The sequence below is a fragment of the Mycolicibacterium sp. XJ662 genome, from assembly GCF_053484035.1.
The window spans coordinates 145572-161231 of the sequence record NZ_JBEFTL010000004.1; the positions used below are offsets into that span (position 1 = coordinate 145572).

The following is a 15660-nucleotide window of genomic DNA, read 5'->3' on the forward strand; positions in this document are numbered from 1 at the left end:
GCATCTGAACTCACGAGCTCGTCGTCCGGCTACACACCGTAGGCATCGATTTGGTTGAGGCCGGAAAAGGACACCGATGACAGAGCAGACACCCGATCCCGCTCTCGGCGAGCCCACATGGGCGGCGCCGGGGGCGGGATCGGCTCGTCCGGCCACCGACCTCGTCGCCGCGTGCAAGCAGCTGCTGTCGGGTTCGACGCACCAACTGAATTCGGCCGCGCTGCGCGATGCGCTGCTGGAACTACACGAATTCTGGCTCACCACAAAGGCTACCGAGATCGGCGTCACGCCGAGTAGCGGCTTCGCCATCGTCGCGACCGGCGGGCTCGGACGCGGTGAGCTGGTGCCCTACTCCGACCTGGACCTGATGCTGCTGCACGACGACATGCCATCCGACATCGTCGGAAAGGTCGCCGAACTGTTGTGGTATCCGTTCTGGGACGCCAACATTCGCATCGACCACAGTGTGCGCACCGTCCCCGAGGCGTTGCGTGTCGCAGGCACCGACATCTCGGCCGGTCTGGCGATGCTGGAAGCCCGCCACATCGCAGGCAATTCGGAGCTGGCGTCGGCGCTGGTCAGCGGAGCCCGCCGGCAGTGGCGCACCGGAATCGCCTCGCGGTTCGACGAACTCGTCGAACACACCCAGGCGCGATGGCAGCGCAGCGGTCAGATCGCGCACCGCGCCGAACCCGATCTCAAATGCGGACGCGGCGGCCTGCGTGACGTGCAACTGCTCAACGCGCTGGCCATCGCGCAGTTGGCCGACGGCTACCCCAACCGGTCGTCGGCCTCACCGAGCGCGACGCTGGGCGAGGCGCACCTGGCGTTGCTCAACGTGCGCACCGAACTTCACCGGGCCGCAGGCCGTGGACGCCAGGTGCTGCTGGCCCAGCACGCCGATGAGATCGGCGCCGCGTTGCAGATCGGGGACCGCTTCGATCTGGCGCGGATGCTCTCCGACGCAGCACGCACGATCAGCTTCTATGTGGAGACCGGGCTGCGCACCGCAGCCAACGCGCTGCCGCGCCGTGGTCTCGCAGCGTTCCGCAGGCCCGCGCGTCGTCCCCTCGACGAAGGCGTCATCGAGTTCGCCGGCGAGGTGATCCTGGCCCGCGATGCCCGACCGCAGCGCGACCCCGGCCTGGTGCTGCGGGTGGCGGCCGCCTCGGCCACCACCGGGCTGCCGATGGCAGCGTCCACGCTGGGGCGGCTGGCCGAGACAGCGCCCGAGTTGCGGGCGCCCTGGCCGTGTCAGGCGCTCAAAGACCTGCTGGTGATGCTGGGCGCAGGGTCGGCCACAGTGACGACCATCGAGGCGCTGGACCGCACCGGCCTGTGGGGCCGGCTGTTCCCGGAGTGGGGTGCGGTGCGCGACCTACCGCCGCGCGACGTCGTGCACATCTGGACCGTCGACCGACATCTAGTCGAAACCGTCGCGCGCGCAAGCGCATTCACCACCCGGGTGTCGCGTCCGGACCTTCTGGTCCTCGGTGCGCTGTGTCACGACATCGGCAAGGGCCGCGGCGGCGACCACAGCGTCATCGGCGCCGAGTTGGCCGTGCAGATCGGCACCCGGCTGGGCCTGCGGCCCTCAGACGTCGAAACCCTGTCGAAGATCGTGCGCTACCACCTGCTGCTCGCGCATACCGCGACCCGACGCGATCTGGCCGATCCCAAGGTCATCGCCTCGGTGGTCGACGCTCTCGACGGTGACCCCGTGCTGCTGGAACTGTTGCATGTGCTCGCCGAGGCGGACTCGCAGGCCACCGGGCCCGGTGTGTGGGGTGACTGGAAAGCCGCCCTGATCGGCGACCTGGTGCGGCGCTGCCGGCTGGTGATGGCCGGCCAGCCGCTGCCGCAACCCGATCCCATTGACCCGCAGCATGTTTCGTTGGCCGCTGACGCCGGTGTGCACGTCGAGCTGGTGGCCGGCGACAGCCCGCACGTCTACCACGTCACGATGATCGCCCCCGACCGGCGCGGGGCGCTGTCGAAGGCGGCCGGTGTGCTGGCGCTCAACTCGTTGCGGGTGCACTCCGCGTCGGTCAACGGCCTTTCCGGTTCGGCGATCAACACCTTCGTCGTATCCCCGCATTTCGGCTCGCCGCCGTCCGCGGAGTTGCTGCGCCAGCAGCTCGTCCTCGCGCTCGACGGGGACCTCGACGTGCTGGCATCGCTGGACCGCCGCGAAACCGACGCCGCGCAACACGGGGCCGCCAGGGCTGGGCAGGCGACGGCCGCCGTGCCCATCAACCACGTCACCGCGCCACCGCGGATCCTGTGGTCTGACGGCGCCGCACCGGGGGAGCAGGTGGTCCAGATCCGCAGCATCGACCGCACCGGCCTGCTGGCGAGGCTGACGGCCGTGTTCGAACGCGACGGTGTCGACATCGCATGGGCCAAGGTCACCACGCTGGGGTCGTCGGTGGTCGACGTGTTCGGCATCACCGGCGTCACCGGCGCCGACGCCAGCCGTGCCGACATCGAGCGCGCCCTGTACGCGGTGCTGCCCGCCCCGCCCGCCCCGCCGGCCAAGCCGGTTCCCGAGGCCGGATAGCCACCGCTAGGTCGGTGGTGGCCCGGCGACGTCGGGATGCAGGTAGTTCGGTCCGGGCAGCCCGAGGCGACGCATCGCCAACCCGGTCAGCGCCTCGAAAATGGCGCGTCGCGCGTTCATCGTCGTGGTGTAGCCAGGGTCGAGATGGGGTGCGACCTCGACGACTTCCATTCCCACCACCGGGGTTTCGTGACAGATTCGCCGAATCGCCGGCAGCAGTTCGCGGTTGGTCAGACCGGGCGGTTCGGGGGTTCCGGTGCCGGGGGCGAAGGCGGGATCCAGCACGTCGATGTCCAGCGACAGGTACAGGTATTCCGGCCCGTCGAGGGCTTCGCTGATCGCGTGTTCGAGCACGACGTCGAACCCACGCCGATCGATCTCGGCCATGAAGTGGGTGCGAAGCCCGTTCTCCCGCATCCACCCGAACAACGCGTCATCGGGTGCCACCGCGCTGCGCAACCCGATCTGGATGAAGTTGCGCCCCGGGATGTGCTCGTCGTCGATCAACCGGCGAATGGGTGTGCCGTGTGACGCCAGGTGACCGACGAGGTCGTTGGCGCAGTCGGGATGGGCGTCGAAGTGCACGACGCCGACCTTCCCTGGCCCGTACACGTCGGCCAAAGCTGCGGCGTTGGGCCACAGGATCGAGTGATCCCCGCCGAGCACGACCGGCACCGCGTTCACCTCCGCGATCTCGCGGACCAGGGCGCGGATCGGCTCCATCGAGTTCTCGATGCTCAACGGGTCCACCGCCGCGTCGCCGTAGTCGACGACCGTGAGCACCTCGAATGGGTGCACCCGGGTGCTGTCGTTGACGAGCATCCCGGGCGTGTGGGCCAGCACCCGTTCGTCGGCGCGGATTCCGCGGGGCCCGAACGCGGCGCCCCGGTGGCCCATCGACATGTCGACGGGCGCGCCGAGCACGGCCACGTCGACGCCGCCGGCGCGCAGGTCGTCCTGGTTGAGGCACAGCGGCAACCCGAACAGGGTGGCGATGCCGGCGTAGGCGGGGGTGAACTGGTAGCGCTGGAGGTTGATGGGACCCGGTTCGCGGTGCGGGTCCCTCGAGCGGTCCACGGGCGCGCGCCAAACCTCTCCCGACAGATCCATGACGTTTCTCCCATGTAGGTGCCGGTCCGTGCGCCAGCAGAACCTACGCGACAACCGTCGCGGTGTCTCGTATTCGACACCGGCAGCGAGTCGAACCGGGGAGGCGCGCTCCGATGGCGTCTGCGGATGCCAAGTAGTCTGGCCTCGTGTTTGAATCCCTGTCCGACCGATTGACCGGCGCCCTGACGGGGCTGCGCGGCAAGGGCCGGCTGACCGACGCCGATATCGACGCGACGGCCCGCGAGATCCGGCTGGCGTTGCTGGAAGCCGACGTGTCGCTGCCCGTCGTGCGCAACTTCGTATCCCGCATCAAGGAGCGCGCCAAGGGCGCGGAGGTGTCCGCTGCACTCAACCCCGCTCAGCAGGTCGTCAAGATCGTCAACGAGGAACTGATCGGGATCCTCGGCGGCGAGACGCGCCAGCTCGCGTTCGCCAAGACCCCGCCGACCGTCGTCATGCTCGCCGGCCTGCAGGGCTCGGGTAAGACGACGCTGGCCGGCAAGCTCGCGAAATGGTTGAAGGACCAGGGTCATACCCCGCTCCTGGTGGCGTGTGACCTGCAGCGTCCTGGCGCGGTCAACCAGCTGCAGATCGTCGGCGAACGCGCCGGCGTGGCGGTGTTCGCCCCGCATCCCGGCGTCGGGCCCGACGGCCAGGAGAACGCCGCACCCGGCGATCCGGTCGCCGTCGCCGCGGCCGGGCTGGAGGAAGCCAAGACCAAGCTCTACGACGTGGTGATCGTCGACACCGCGGGCCGCCTCGGCATCGACGACGAGCTGATGAGCCAGGCCGCGGCGATCCGCGAGGCCGTCGACCCCGACGAAGTGATCTTCGTGCTCGACGCGATGATCGGCCAGGACGCCGTCACCACCGCCGAGGCGTTCCGTGAGGGCGTCGGCTTCACCGGGGTGGTGCTGACCAAGCTCGACGGCGACGCCCGCGGCGGCGCCGCGCTTTCGGTGCGCGAGATCACCGGCGTACCGATCCTGTTCGCCTCCGCAGGGGAGAAGCTCGAGGACTTCGACGTCTTCCACCCCGACCGGATGGCCAGCCGGATCCTGGGCATGGGCGATGTGCTCACGCTGATCGAGCAGGCCGAACAGGTCTTCGACGCGCAGAAGGCCGAGGAGGCCGCGCACAAGATCGGCAGCGGTGAGCTGACGCTGGAGGACTTCCTCGAGCAGATGCTGGCGATCCGCAAGATGGGCCCGATCGGAAACCTGCTGGGCATGCTGCCCGGCGCCGGGCAGATGAAGGACGCGCTGGCCGCCGTCGACGACAAGCAACTGGACCGGCTGCAGGCCATCATCCGCGGCATGACCCCCGAGGAGCGCGCTGACCCGAAGATCATCAACGGGTCGCGCCGGCTGCGCATCGCCAACGGGTCCGGCGTGACGGTCGGCGAGGTCAACCAGCTCGTCGAGCGCTTCTTCGAGGCCCGCAAGATGATGTCGCAGATGGCCGGGCAGATGGGGATGCCGTTCGGCCGCAAGAATTCTCGCAAGGGCGGCAAGAAGGGCAAGAAGGGGAAGAAGGGCGGACGGGGGCCGACGCCGCCGAAGACGCGCAACCCGTTGGGCGCCGGGATGCCGGGGTTGCCCGCGGGCTTCCCAGACCTGTCGGAGATGCCCAAGGGGCTCGATGAGTTACCGCCCGGGCTCGCCGACATCGACCTGTCGAAGCTGAAGTTCCCGAAGAATTGACCCGCCTACACGTGCGCGGGCGCGGGCTGCCCGACGAAGAACCGGTCGAGTGGTGGGTCGTCAATGGGGTGCTCAGCGCCGAGCCGGTCGCCGACGCCACGACGGTCTTTGACGGCGGGTGGATCCTGCCCGGCCTGGTCGACGCGCACTGCCACGTCGGGCTGGGTGAGCACGGCGCGCTGGACAACCTCGACGACTGCGTCGCGCAGGCCGAGGTCGAACGTGACGCGGGCGCGCTGCTGCTGCGCGACTGCGGTTCGCCGATCGACACCCGGGCCCTTGCCGACCACGACGATCTGCCGGAGATCATCCGCGCGGGCCGCCACCTCGCTAGGCCCAAGCGCTATCAGCGCGGGTTCGCGATCGAACTCGACGACGAGTCCGCGCTGCCCGACGCGGTGGCCGACCAGGCCCGCTTCGGCGACGGCTGGGTCAAGCTCGTCGGCGACTGGATCGATCGCGACGTCGGCGACCTGGCGCCGCTGTGGTCCGACGACGTGCTCAAGGCCGCGATCGACGCCGCGCACGCCAACGGCGCCCGCGTCACCGCGCACGTGTTCAGCGAGGATGCGCTGCCCGGGTTGATCAGGGCAGGGATCGACTGCATCGAGCACGGCACCGGGCTGACCGATGACACCATCGACTTGATGGTCGAACACGGCACCGCGCTCGTGCCGACGCTGATCAACGTCGAGAACTTCCCCGGCATCGCCGCGGGCGCCGGCGAAAAATACCCGACCTATGCCCAGCACATGCGCGATCTCTACGAGCGGACCCCGGCGCGGATCGCCGCCGCCCTCGAAGCAGGGGTGCCGATCTATGCGGGCACCGACGCCGGCAGCATGGTGGCCCACGGCCGCATCGCCGACGAGATCGACGCGCTCAAGGGAATTGGGATGAGCCCGACGCAGGCGCTCGGCGCGGCGTGCTGGGACGCCCGCGAATGGCTCGGTCGGCCCAACCTGGAGCACGGGTCGCCGGCGAATCTGGTGTGCTTTCGCGACGATCCGCGCACCGGCGCGGCCGTCGTCAACCACCCCGATCTGGTGATCCTGCGCGGCGTGACCTTCTAGCGCGAGACTCTCTAGCGCGAGCAGACACAGAAGGCCCCGTCGCGCCGACGAAAAAGGGCACTTTGCGTCTGCTCGCGGGGGAAAGTCTCGCGGTCACCGGTACTGGCTGAAGCCCCAGTCCAGCAGCTTGATCGCCTGCCCGTACAAGTCGCCGCTGCCGTACAGCTGCGCCACCACCAGCCGGTGGCCATTGCGTTGCGCCGCACCGACATACGTCTTGCGGGCGAGGTTGGTGTAGCCGGTCTTGCCGACCAGCGTGCCGGGATAGCGCTTGAGCAGTTCGTTCTGATTGGTGATGGTCTTGGGCCCGTTGTCGGTGGGAAATAGCGACGACGGCTGGCGCACGATGGCCGCGAACGCCGGATATCGCAGCGCCGCGCGGTAGATGATGGCCAGATCGTTGGCGGTGGTCACCGATTCCATTCCGGGCCCGTCCAGACCCGACGGTGAGGAGGCGCGGGTGCTTCGCGCGCCCAGCGCCGCGGCTTTGGCGTTCATCCGTGCGACCGCGACACGGTAACCGCCGAGCCCGTCGGCCAGCGTGTTGGCCGCGTCGTTGCCTGACACCAGCATCAACCCGTCGAGGAGTTGACGCACGGTGTACGGCCGGCCGGCTTTGACGCCGGCGCAGGAGCATTCCACGTCGGCGGCGGCCTGGCTGGCGCGGATCACCGCGTTGAGCGGAAGGTGGTCGAGCACGACCATCGCCAGCAGCGCCTTGATGGTGCTGGCCGGCGGATGCGGCGCATAAGGGTTGCGCGAGGCCAGGATTCGGCCGTTATCGAGGTCGGCGAGCACCCACGCCTGCGCCGGCCCGTCGGGAAGCGTGACGGCGCCCGACGGTTCGACGCCGGGCTGCGCGGATGCCGGGGTTGCGATGACCACGGCTGCCGACAGCGTAACGGCCAACGCGGCCAGCAGCTTTCGCATGGCCGCCGAGCGTATTCACCGCGGTCGCCGACGCGGTCTCGAAAGTGTTGCGATTCGGCAACTTTCGGTGTGGGAGCTGGCTACAGGTAGCCGATGCTCTTGTTCGGGTCCAGTGCGAAACCCCAGTCGAACAGGTTGGCGGCTTGGTCCCAGTAGGTCGGCTGGCCGGGTTTGTCCATGCCGAACATCAACGCCACGACCAGCCGGCGGCCGTCACGTTCGGCGGCGCCGACGAACGTCTTGCGGGCGATGTCGGTGAAGCCGGTCTTGCCGCCGATGGTGCCGGGATAGCGCTCGAGCAATTCGTCCTGGTTGACCAGCACCCGGTCGCCGTTCTTGGTCGGGAACACAGCGGTCGGCTGCCGGGTGATCTGGGCGAACACCGGGTTGGCCATCGCCGCGCGGAAGATCACCGCCAAATCGTGCGGTGAAGACCACATCGCGACCCCGGGACCGTCCAGCCCCGACGGTGACCCGGCGTTGGTGCCGTAGGCGCCAAGCAACGCGGCCTTGGCGTTCATCTTCGTCAACGCGACGTCATGGCCGCCGAGCATGGTGGCCAGCGTGTTGGCCGCGTCGTTGCCCGACACCAACAGCAGTGCCTCGAGAAGCTGACGCGTGGTGTAGACCATGCCGGGCGTCACGCCCGCGCAGTTGCACTCGACCTTGGTGTCGGCCTCGTTGGCGACGATGGTGGCGTCCAGCGGCAGCTCGTCGAGCACGGTCAGCGCCAACAGCACCTTGATGGTGCTGGCGGGGGCGTACTGGCCGTACTCGTCGCGGGCGGCGAGCACGGCTCCGGTGTCCATGTCGGCGATGAGCCAGGCCTGCGCCGGGCCCTCCGGGATCGGCACCGAACCCGCGGGTTGCTCGACGCCGAGCGGCGCGGCAATCACCGTCGCGGACTGTCCGAGGAGCAGACACAGGGCGGCCGTTAAGCCGATCAGCAGCCTTCGCATGGGCAGGCAGCTTAGTCGTGTTGAATCGACCCATGTTGAGCCTGGAAGAGATTTCGGATCGGTTGGAGATCCAGCAGCTGCTGGTCGACTACTCGACGGCCATCGACCAACGCCGGTTCGACGACCTCGATCGCGTGTTCACCTCAGATGCCTACATCGACTACCGGGCGATGGGCGGCATCGACGGCCCCTATCCGCAAGTCAAAGCGTGGCTGGCCGACGTGCTGCCGAACTTTCCGGCCTACGCCCACATGTTGGGCAACTTCGACGTCCGCATCGCCGGCGACACCGCGTCGTCGCGGACCATCTGCTTCAACCCGATGGTGATGGGCGGGGAGCAGGGTCAGATCCTGTTCTGCGGCCTCTGGTACGACGACGAGTTCGTCCGCACCTCGCAGGGCTGGCGGATGACCCGGCGGGTCGAGACCAAGTGCTTCGACAAGCTGGTGTGACCCGATGAGCGACGAGCGGGTCCGCACCATCGAGCGGGCGCTGGGCCTCACCGATCTGACGGAGCTGACGGCGGCGGTGCGCGCGTTGACGCCGTCGGAAGCCGTCGAGGTGCTCGAGCGCCACGACAGCACCAATCGCGCGGTGCTGTACCGGCTGCTCGCCAAGGACCAGGCGCTTCGGGTGTTCGAAGCGTTGGACCCGAGCCTGCAGAGCGACCTGGTGCGCGCCCTGCAGGACGACGACGATGTCGCCGCCCTGTTCGCTGGCCTGGAACCCGATAACCGGGTGGAGTTGCTCGATGAGCTGCCCGCCTCGGTGGCACGACGGCTGATGCGGGGACTGCCTGCTCCCGAACGCGATATGACAGCCGGCATCCTCGGCTATCCGCCGGGGTCGATCGGCAGGCGGATGAGCCCGGAGTTCGTCGCGCTGCGCGCGGATCTGACTGCCGGCCAAGCACTCTCGGTGATCCGCGAACGCCTGGCCGACGCCGAGACCGTCTACACGCTGCCCGTGACCGACGACCAGCGCGCCGTCGTGGGCATCGTCAGCCTGCGCGATCTGATGAGCGCGGCGTCCGACACGCCGATCCGCGACGTCATGCAGCACGCACACTTTGCGCGGGCCACCGACAGCGCCGAGGAGGCGGCGCGGCGGTGCGCCGATCTCAAACTGCTCGCCCTTCCGGTGGTCGACGCGGAGTCGCGGCTGGTCGGCATCCTCACCGTGGACGATGCGCTGCGCATTCTGGAATCCGCCGAGACCGAGGACCAGGCCCGTATCGGCGGCACCGAACCGCTGCGCCGCCCCTACCTGGCCAGCCCGATCAGCGCGCTGGTGCGCGCCCGCGTGGTCTGGCTGCTGGTCCTGGCGGTCGGCGCGACGCTCACGGTGCAGGTGCTGGAGGTCTTCGAAACCACCCTGAGCCAGGTGGTGGCGCTGGCCTTGTTCGTCCCGCTGCTGATCGGCACCGGGGGCAACACCGGAAACCAAGCGGCCACCACGGTGACGCGGGCGCTGGCGCTCGGCGACGTCGGGACCCGCGACCTCACCAAGGTGCTGATCCGCGAGTTCAAGGTCGGGTTTTCGCTCGGGCTGCTGCTCGGCGCGGTGGCGTTTGTGGCGACCAGTTTGGTCTACGACCGCCAACTGGGCACGGTGATCGGGCTGACCCTGCTGGCGGTGTGCACGATGGCCGCCACCGTCGGCGGGGTCATGCCGCTGCTGGCCCGCGCCGTGCGCGCCGATCCCGCGGTGTTCTCCAATCCGTTCATCACGACGTTCGTCGACGCGACCGGGTTGCTGATGTACTTCCTGATCGCCAGGGCCGTCCTGGGCATCTGATCGATTTCCGCTGGATCACCCGGTTCTGGCACAATGGGCGGCTGTCTGCCCACGGCCACGGCCGTGCGGCGGTCACACACGTAAGGCAAAACCGGACCCGGGCATCCCGCCCAGGTTGCTGAATTGCCAGCGTGGCAATCACAGGAGAAGTCGCTTAACCATGGCTGTCAAGATCAAGCTCACCCGGCTTGGCAAGATCCGCAATCCCCAGTACCGCATCTCCGTCGCCGACGCGCGCACCCGCCGCGACGGCCGCGCGATCGAGGTCATCGGCCGGTACCACCCGAAGGAAGACCCCAGCCTCATCGAGATCGACTCGGAGCGGGCCCAGTACTGGCTCAGCGTCGGCGCCCAGCCCACCGAACCGGTGCTGGCGCTGCTGAAGATCACCGGCGACTGGCAGAAGTTCAAGGGGCTGCCCGGCGCCGAGGGCTCGCTGAAGGTCAAGGAGCCCAAGCCCAGCAAGCTGGACCTGTTCAACGCCGCGCTGGCCGAGGCCGAGGGCGGCCCCAGCACCGAGGCCACCCAGCCCAAGAAGAAGAAGGCGCCCGCCGCCAAGAAGGCCGCGGACAAGGCGAGCGAGGAGTCGGCCAAGAAGGCCGTCGAAGCCGAGGCCACCGCCGATCCGTCCGGCGCCAAGGACGCATCTGAGGCGGCAGCTGAAGGTGCCGACGCCACCGCGGCCGGCGCCGCGGACAACGCCGCCTCGGGCGAGTCCGCGCCGGCCGAAAGCTGAGCGCGGCCGTGAGCTCAGTCGTCGTCGACGCCGTCGAGCATCTGGTGCGCGGAATCGTGGACAACCCCGACGATGTCCGCGTCGACATGGTCACCAGCCGTCGCGGCCGCACCGTCGAGGTTCATGTCCATCCCGACGACCTCGGCAAGGTGATCGGCCGTGGGGGCCGCACCGCGACCGCGCTGCGCACGCTGGTGGCCGGGATCGGCGGTCGGGGCATCCGCGTCGACGTGGTGGATACCGACCAGTAGACGCTTCCATGGACCTGGTTGTCGGGCGGGTCGCCAAGGCGCACGGCGTCGCAGGCGAGCTCGTCGTCGAGGTCCGCACCGACGAGCCCGACGAGCGGTTTGTTCCCGGCGCCTCGCTGCGCGGCCGGTCCGCCAAGGGCGGATCCGAACAGCGCTACGAGATCGAATCGGTGCGCCCGCACGGCAATCGGCTGCTGGTGCGCCTCGCCGGAGTGAGCGACCGCAACGGCGCAGACGCGTTGCGGGGCACCCTTTTCCTGGTGGACGCAGCCGAACTGCCGCCCATCGACGACCCCGACGAGTTCTACGACCATCAACTCGAAGGGTTGGCTGTCCGCACCACCGACGGCACGCACGTCGGCGCGGTCGCCGAGGTGCTACACACCGCCGCAGGCGAACTGCTCGCGGTTCGCGCCGGCGATCGGGAGGTGCTGGTGCCGTTCGTGAGCGCGATCGTGACGTCGGTGTCGCTGGCCGACGGGGTGGTCGAGATCGATCCGCCCGAGGGCCTGCTGGAGTTGGGCTGATGCGCATCGACGTGGTGACCATATTTCCCGACTATCTCGACCCGCTGCGACAATCGTTGCCCGGCAAGGCGATCGAGGCCGGCATTGTGGAGTTTGCGGTGCACGATCTGCGGCGCTGGACCCACGACGTGCACCGGTCCGTCGACGACACACCCTATGGCGGCGGCCCAGGCATGGTGATGAAGGCCCCGGTCTGGGGCGATGCGCTCGACGAAATATGTTCGCCGGAAACGCTTCTGGTGGCGCCGACCCCGGCAGGTCGGCTGTTCACCCAGCGCTATGCGCAACGCTGGAGCGCCGAGAAGCACCTGGTGTTCGCCTGCGGGCGCTACGAGGGTATCGACCAGCGCGTCGTGGAGGATGCAGCGCGCCGGATGCGCGTGGAGGAAGTGTCGATCGGTGACTACGTGCTACCCGGCGGTGAATCGGCGGCGCTGGTGATGATCGAAAGCGTCGTACGCCTGCTGCCCGAGGTTCTGGGCAATCCCGCCTCACACCAAGACGATTCGCATTCCGACGGCTTGCTGGAGGGACCCAGCTACACCCGGCCACCGACCTGGCGCGGCCTCGACGTGCCCGACGTCCTGCTGTCGGGCGATCACGCCAAGATCGCGGCCTGGCGCCGCGAGCAGAGCCTGCAGCGCACGCGGGAGCGGCGCCCAGACCTGCTGGACTAGCGCCTCGCCGGAGAGTTTTGTGGCTAGTTGATCCGGCCGCCGGGGAACATCGTCTTGACGGCCTCGGTGATGGTGTTGCGCGCGGTCGCGTCGTCGGTGGGGTGCATCGAGCCGATCGCCATCACGTAACGCCGGTCCGGCCCGATCACGCCCGTGGACAGGTGCACCCAGTTCCCGGCGTCCCAGCAGCAGAACCAGCCTTGTTTGACCGCGACGGGTTCGGCGTAGAGCCCGTCGGGGATGCCGAACCGCTGCGGATACACGCCGCCGGGCACCGTGCCGTCCGGTGCGGTGGGGGTGTGCTCCGCCAGGGCGGACAGGATGATGTCGGCCTGCTCGGACGGCAACCCGCCGGCGCCCGAAAGCAACATGTCGTAGTAGCGGACCAGGTCGGGCGTCGTGCTCAAGGTGTTGTACCAGCGCCCGTTGTAGGGCGCGGTGGTGGCGTTCAGGCCGTAGCGGTCCTTGATCCGGCCGATGACCTCACTGCCGCCGCTGCGGTTCCAGAAGACCTCGGCCGCGCTGTCGTCGGACGCCCGCAACATGACGTCGAGGGACGCGCGGTCCTCGGGGGACAGTTGCGTCTTGCCCTCGGCCACCTGCAACAGCAGGTCATCGGCGATGAACACCTTGACCACCGATGCGATCGGCATCGCCATGGCGTTGCCGTTGGAGACGACCTGACCGGTGTTGCGATCGAGCACGGTGACCGTGATGTCGGCGCCCGCCGCGGCAGCGGCCGCGGTGGCCTGTTGGGTCCGCTCCTGCAGTCCGTCGAACGAGGCGGGGGGTTCGCCGGGCGGCGCTTCGGGGAGCGGGGCCATGCGGCCCTGCGGCGCGATGACGACAACGGGAGCTTCGGCGGGCGGGGGAGGCGTGCCGTACACCTTGGCCTCGCATCCCGAACACGCGAGCACCGCAACGCTCGTCGCCGCTAACGCCGTGACCAGCTTCGACGGCACCCGTCGCATGGCCCTCCTTCGCGGCTCGCCCGCACGATCGGCACCCATCTCAGCGCCATACCCTCTGTCATGGAGCCTAACCGCGACGGCGCCCACCTGCTCGGCCGACACCGCCGCGTCCCGGCGGCCTGGCCACGGCATTCACCGGATTTCAGAGATCCGACGCCATCTGGCACAATTGAGCAGTTGTCTGTGCAGGCTGGCTCTGCCCACTGCGAGATACACCCCATACGCCCGATCCATCGGCTCGGCCACGCGTCGCAACGGCGACCGCGGCGCCGGCAGCCCGACAGCAAGGAAGTGTCACCGATGAACACGCTGGACTTCGTCGACCAGACGTCGCTGCGCGACGACATCCCGGACTTCGGCGCCGGCGACACCGTCAACGTCCATGTGAAGGTCATCGAGGGCTCCAAGGAGCGCATCCAGGTCTTCAAGGGTGTGGTCCTGCGCCGCCAGGGCGGTGGCGTCCGCGAGACTTTCACGGTGCGCAAGGAAAGCTACGGCGTCGGCGTCGAGCGCACTTTCCCGGTGCATTCGCCCAACATCGACCACATCGACGTCCTCACCCGCGGTGACGTCCGCCGCGCCAAGCTCTACTACCTGCGTGAACTGCGCGGCAAGAAGGCCAAGATCAAGGAAAAGCGCTGACGTTTGGTCGGCTGCTTACGCACGGACTCTGATCGTTGGAGCGCTCACGGCGCGGTGATGAACAACGCGCTGGCTACCCTGATGCGGTGACCGGACCCACTGCGCCCGATGATTCGTCGGCTGAGCCCGAACTCGACAACACCGCTTCCGACGCCGACCCGACGGACGAGAAACCCGAGAAGCCCAAGAAAAAGGGCGGCGCGCTGCGGGAATTCGCAATCCTCGTCTCGATCGCGCTGGTGCTCTACTACGTGATGCTGACGTTCGTCGCGCGGCCGTACCTCATACCGTCGGAGTCGATGGAGCCCACGTTGCACGGCTGCCCGGGCTGCACCGGCGACCGCATCATGGTCGACAAGATGACCTACCGGTTCACCGAGCCCGAACCCGGCGACGTGGTGGTGTTCAAGGGCCCGCCGAACTGGAACATCGGCTACAAGTCGATCCGGTCGGACAACACCGCGGTGCGCTGGGTGCAGAACGCGTTGTCCGTCATCGGGTTCGTCCCGCCGGACGAGAACGACCTCGTCAAGCGCATCATCGCGGTGGGTGGACAGACCGTGCAGTGCCGCGAGAGCACCGGGCTGACGGTGGACGGCGAGCCACTCGACGAGCCGTACCTGGACCGCGAAACGATGAACGTGCCGGACCCGAACTTCTACAAGTGTCTGGGCCCCGAGTTCGGGCCGGTGACCGTGCCCGAGGGCAGGCTGTGGATGATGGGCGACAACCGCACCCATTCGGCCGACTCGCGCGCGCACTGCACCAACACCCCCGCCGATGCGCAGCGTGGAATCCTGTGCACCGGTGATCCGATGGCAGGCACCGTGCCGGTGGACAATGTCATCGGAAAGGCGCGCTTCATCGCCTGGCCCCCGTCGCGGTGGGGTGGCGTGGGAAGCGTGAACCCGCAGACCTGAGTCCCGACGCAGTAGGAGAGTTACTGTTGCCGCCGACATGGCCTCCGCGAACGGTGATCCGCAAATCCTCGGGCCTGCGAACGCTGGAGTCCGCGCTGTACCGCAGCGGCCTCGGGCCGGTGGCCGGCGTCGACGAGGTTGGTCGCGGGGCGTGCGCGGGACCGCTCGTGGTCGCCGCATGTGTGCTCGGGCCCAACCGGTTGGAGAGCCTGTCGGCCCTCGACGACTCCAAGAAGCTCAACGCCAAGGAACGCGAGCGACTCTTTCCGCTGATCTGCCGATACGCGCTGGCCTACCACGTGGTGTTCATCCCATCCGAAGAGGTGGATCGGCGCGGCGTGCACGTCGCCAATATCGAGGGCATGCGCCGCGCGGTGGCGGGCCTGTCGGTGCGGCCCGGCTACGTGCTCTCCGACGGGTTCCGGGTACCGGGCTTACCGACGCCGTCGTTGCCGGTGGTGGGTGGCGACGCGGCCGCGGCGTGTATCGCGGCGGCCAGCGTGTTGGCCAAGGTCAGCCGGGACAGGCTGATGGTCGAGATGGAAGCCGAGCATCCTGGCTACGGCTTCGCCGACCACAAGGGCTACAGCACCCCCGCGCACAGCGCCGCACTGGCCGAACTCGGGCCGTGCATCCAGCACCGCCACTCGTTCATCAACGTGCGCCGGGTGGCCACCAGGGCGGGGATCAAGGTGGTCACCGAGTTGGTGACCGGACCGGCAGGCGACGGGAGTGAGCCGGATCAGTGCATCGAAGTCGGGTAATGGGAGAATTGACGGATACCGGCTGCGCGACGAGCAGACG

The 15660-nt window shown here is 68.6% G+C and carries 16 protein-coding genes; 12 read left to right on the forward strand and 4 right to left on the reverse strand.

Going from position 1 to position 15660, the window contains the following annotated elements; genetic code table 11:
* The first annotated feature begins 76 nt into the window (after positions 1–76).
* A complete protein-coding gene (locus ABQE93_RS14165) occupies positions 77–2560 on the forward strand; it encodes a [protein-PII] uridylyltransferase (protein WP_448408484.1) in 2484 nt (827 codons plus the stop codon).
* A gap of 6 nt (positions 2561–2566) precedes the next feature.
* Here the strand turns inward: ABQE93_RS14165 and ABQE93_RS14170 are convergent, their stop codons facing one another.
* On the reverse strand, positions 2567–3670 hold the full coding sequence (locus ABQE93_RS14170) for an agmatinase family protein (RefSeq protein WP_448408483.1): 1104 nt from the start codon (positions 3668–3670) through the stop codon (positions 2567–2569).
* A gap of 146 nt (positions 3671–3816) precedes the next feature.
* Here ABQE93_RS14170 and ffh point away from each other — a divergent pair, with 146 nt between their 5' ends.
* Positions 3817–5373: a signal recognition particle protein gene (ffh, locus tag ABQE93_RS14175; RefSeq protein ID WP_448408481.1), complete on the forward strand. Its 1557-nt coding sequence runs from the start codon at positions 3817–3819 to the stop codon at positions 5371–5373.
* Positions 5370–6446 (forward strand): metal-dependent hydrolase family protein, encoded by a 1077-nt coding sequence (locus ABQE93_RS14180; RefSeq protein ID WP_448408479.1) that lies wholly within the window; start codon positions 5370–5372, stop codon positions 6444–6446. The genes ffh and ABQE93_RS14180 overlap by 4 nt, the downstream gene beginning before the upstream one ends.
* 93 nt (positions 6447–6539) lie before the next feature.
* Here the strand turns inward: ABQE93_RS14180 and ABQE93_RS14185 are convergent, their stop codons facing one another.
* Both ABQE93_RS14185 and ABQE93_RS14190 read right to left on the reverse strand, forming a co-directional pair.
* A complete protein-coding gene (locus ABQE93_RS14185) occupies positions 6540–7376 on the reverse strand; it encodes a D-alanyl-D-alanine carboxypeptidase family protein (protein ID WP_448408477.1) in 837 nt (278 codons plus the stop codon).
* Positions 7377–7456: 80 nt separating this feature from the next.
* Positions 7457–8335, reverse strand: coding sequence for a D-alanyl-D-alanine carboxypeptidase family protein (locus ABQE93_RS14190; RefSeq protein ID WP_448408475.1), 879 nt, complete (start codon positions 8333–8335; stop codon positions 7457–7459).
* Between the two features lie 32 nt (positions 8336–8367).
* Between ABQE93_RS14190 and ABQE93_RS14195 the strand changes: the two genes are divergently transcribed.
* The 6 genes from ABQE93_RS14195 to trmD all read left to right on the forward strand — a co-directional run bounded on the left by ABQE93_RS14195 (position 8368) and on the right by trmD (position 12323).
* Positions 8368–8787, forward strand: coding sequence for a nuclear transport factor 2 family protein (locus ABQE93_RS14195; RefSeq protein WP_448408473.1), 420 nt, complete (start codon positions 8368–8370; stop codon positions 8785–8787).
* A gap of 4 nt (positions 8788–8791) precedes the next feature.
* Positions 8792–10132, forward strand: a complete 1341-nt coding sequence (gene mgtE / locus ABQE93_RS14200; RefSeq protein WP_448408471.1) for a magnesium transporter — start codon at positions 8792–8794, stop codon at positions 10130–10132.
* A 160-nt stretch (positions 10133–10292) separates the two neighbouring features.
* Entirely contained in the window at positions 10293–10868 is a 576-nt protein-coding gene (gene rpsP, locus ABQE93_RS14205; RefSeq protein ID WP_448408469.1) for a 30S ribosomal protein S16, read from the forward strand.
* Positions 10869–10876: 8 nt separating this feature from the next.
* Entirely contained in the window at positions 10877–11119 is a 243-nt protein-coding gene (locus ABQE93_RS14210; protein ID WP_003881089.1) for an RNA-binding protein, read from the forward strand.
* 8 nt (positions 11120–11127) lie between these two features.
* Complete coding sequence (gene rimM, locus ABQE93_RS14215; protein WP_448408467.1) at positions 11128–11646, forward strand: ribosome maturation factor RimM; 519 nt, start codon at positions 11128–11130, stop codon at positions 11644–11646.
* Entirely contained in the window at positions 11646–12323 is a 678-nt protein-coding gene (trmD, locus tag ABQE93_RS14220; RefSeq protein WP_448408465.1) for a tRNA (guanosine(37)-N1)-methyltransferase TrmD, read from the forward strand. Before rimM ends, trmD begins: the two co-directional genes overlap by 1 nt.
* A 23-nt stretch (positions 12324–12346) precedes the next feature.
* Here trmD and ABQE93_RS14225 read toward each other — a convergent pair whose 3' ends face one another.
* A complete protein-coding gene (locus ABQE93_RS14225; protein WP_448408463.1) occupies positions 12347–13294 on the reverse strand; it encodes a serine hydrolase in 948 nt (315 codons plus the stop codon).
* 300 nt (positions 13295–13594) lie between these two features.
* On the opposite strand from ABQE93_RS14225, the gene rplS reads away from it, so the two are divergent.
* The 3 genes from rplS (at position 13595) to ABQE93_RS14240 (ending at position 15620) form a co-directional block, all read left to right on the forward strand.
* Complete coding sequence (rplS, locus tag ABQE93_RS14230; RefSeq protein ID WP_448408461.1) at positions 13595–13936, forward strand: 50S ribosomal protein L19; 342 nt, start codon at positions 13595–13597, stop codon at positions 13934–13936.
* 86 nt (positions 13937–14022) lie between these two features.
* Positions 14023–14856 carry a signal peptidase I gene (gene lepB / locus ABQE93_RS14235; RefSeq protein WP_448408459.1) on the forward strand — a complete coding sequence of 278 codons (834 nt, stop codon included), beginning with the start codon at positions 14023–14025 and terminating at the stop codon, positions 14854–14856.
* Positions 14857–14882: 26 nt separating this feature from the next.
* Positions 14883–15620 carry a ribonuclease HII gene (locus ABQE93_RS14240; protein ID WP_448408457.1) on the forward strand — a complete coding sequence of 246 codons (738 nt, stop codon included), beginning with the start codon at positions 14883–14885 and terminating at the stop codon, positions 15618–15620.
* Positions 15621–15660 lie beyond the last annotated feature (40 nt).

What these genes read in the sequence shown, in the direction of transcription:
- ABQE93_RS14165 (WP_448408484.1), top strand. Translation starts at nt 77, where the DNA reads ATGACAGAGCAGACACCCGATCCCGCTCTCGGCGAGCCCACATGGGCG.
- ABQE93_RS14170 (WP_448408483.1), bottom strand. Translation starts at nt 3,670, where the DNA reads ATGGATCTGTCGGGAGAGGTTTGGCGCGCGCCCGTGGACCGCTCGAGG.
- ABQE93_RS14185 (WP_448408477.1), bottom strand. Translation starts at nt 7,376, where the DNA reads ATGCGAAAGCTGCTGGCCGCGTTGGCCGTTACGCTGTCGGCAGCCGTG.
- ABQE93_RS14190 (WP_448408475.1), bottom strand. Translation starts at nt 8,335, where the DNA reads ATGCGAAGGCTGCTGATCGGCTTAACGGCCGCCCTGTGTCTGCTCCTC.
- ABQE93_RS14195 (WP_448408473.1), top strand. Translation starts at nt 8,368, where the DNA reads ATGTTGAGCCTGGAAGAGATTTCGGATCGGTTGGAGATCCAGCAGCTG.
- mgtE (WP_448408471.1), top strand. Translation starts at nt 8,792, where the DNA reads ATGAGCGACGAGCGGGTCCGCACCATCGAGCGGGCGCTGGGCCTCACC.
- rpsP (WP_448408469.1), top strand. Translation starts at nt 10,293, where the DNA reads ATGGCTGTCAAGATCAAGCTCACCCGGCTTGGCAAGATCCGCAATCCC.
- rimM (WP_448408467.1), top strand. Translation starts at nt 11,128, where the DNA reads ATGGACCTGGTTGTCGGGCGGGTCGCCAAGGCGCACGGCGTCGCAGGC.
- trmD (WP_448408465.1), top strand. Translation starts at nt 11,646, where the DNA reads ATGCGCATCGACGTGGTGACCATATTTCCCGACTATCTCGACCCGCTG.
- ABQE93_RS14225 (WP_448408463.1), bottom strand. Translation starts at nt 13,294, where the DNA reads ATGCGACGGGTGCCGTCGAAGCTGGTCACGGCGTTAGCGGCGACGAGC.
- rplS (WP_448408461.1), top strand. Translation starts at nt 13,595, where the DNA reads ATGAACACGCTGGACTTCGTCGACCAGACGTCGCTGCGCGACGACATC.